This window comes from Acinetobacter sp. 809848, from assembly GCF_000581275.1.
In the GTDB taxonomy this organism is placed as follows: Bacteria; Pseudomonadota; Gammaproteobacteria; order Pseudomonadales; family Moraxellaceae; genus Acinetobacter; species Acinetobacter pittii.
The window spans coordinates 1-1069 of record NZ_JEXG01000149.1 but is presented as its reverse complement, the minus strand read 5'-3'; the positions used below and the strand labels follow the sequence as shown (position 1 = coordinate 1069).

The 1069-nt window shown below is 43.6% G+C and carries 2 pseudogenes; both read left to right on the top strand.

Features of this window, described 5'->3' with window-relative positions:
* Positions 1 to 90: pseudogene (locus J536_RS26390) on the top strand (hypothetical protein); the annotation flags it as partial.
* Positions 78 to 1069 (top strand): annotated as a pseudogene (locus J536_RS24480) (AIR synthase-related protein); the annotation flags it as partial. The pseudogenes J536_RS26390 and J536_RS24480, both read left to right, overlap by 13 nt.

Genomic DNA, 1069 nt, shown 5'->3' with positions numbered 1-1069 from the left:
GATGATTTCCAAAATAAAAGCGGTGCGATCTTAATTTTTGATTCGGAAACAAATGAGATTGTCGGTTTCTCGACTGTGGTGGTGCAGCATCTTCTGTAGATAGCGGTACAATGGGTGAAAGCCTTGATTTCGCTTCTGTACAACGTGAAAACCCAGAAATGGAGCGCCGTTGTCAAGAAGTAATCGATACTTGCTGGCGTTTAGAAGACTTCAACCCAATCGTTTCTGTACATGACGTTGGCGCGGGTGGTCTATCAAATGCTATGCCTGAACTTGTGAATGATCATGAGTTAGGTGCAGTTCTTAACCTTCGTAAAATTCCTTCATTAGAGCCGGGCATGAGCCCAATGGAAATCTGGTCAAATGAAGCTCAAGAGCGTTATGTTCTTGCAATTCGCCCAGAGTCTTTAGAACAGTTCGAATCAATCTGTGCTCGTGAACGTTGTCCATTTGCCGTGTTAGGTGAAGCAACTGAAGCTCGTCATTTAACTGTTGAAGATCCATTGTTCCAGAACAATGCAGTTGATATCCCAATGCAAGTAATGCTTGGCGGTACACCGCGTATGCAACGTTCTTATGAAACAATTGAACGCAAAGGTAACGAATTTGACGCTTCAAAAGTTGATTTGAAAGATGCGATTTTCCGTGTATTGAAAAATCCTACAGTTGCGTCTAAGTCATTCTTAATCACCATTGGTGACCGTTCAATTACAGGTATGGTTGCACGTGACCAAATGGTTGGTCGTTGGCAGATTCCTGTTGCGGATGCAGCAGTAACGACTACGAGCCTACAAGGGTTCACTGGTGAAGCAATGGCAATGGGTGAACGTCCACCAGTTGCATTGTTAAATCCAGCAGCATCTGCTCGCTTGGCAGTTGCTGAAGCAATTACCAATATTGCATGTGCAAACATTGAACAAATTAGCGATATCAAACTTTCTGCAAACTGGATGGCTGCTGCTGGTCAAAAAGGTGAAGACCAAGCATTGTTTGAAGGTGTGAAAGCGATTGGTATGGAAATGTGTCCTGCTTTAGGAATTGCGATTCCTGTAGGTAAAGACTCGCTTTC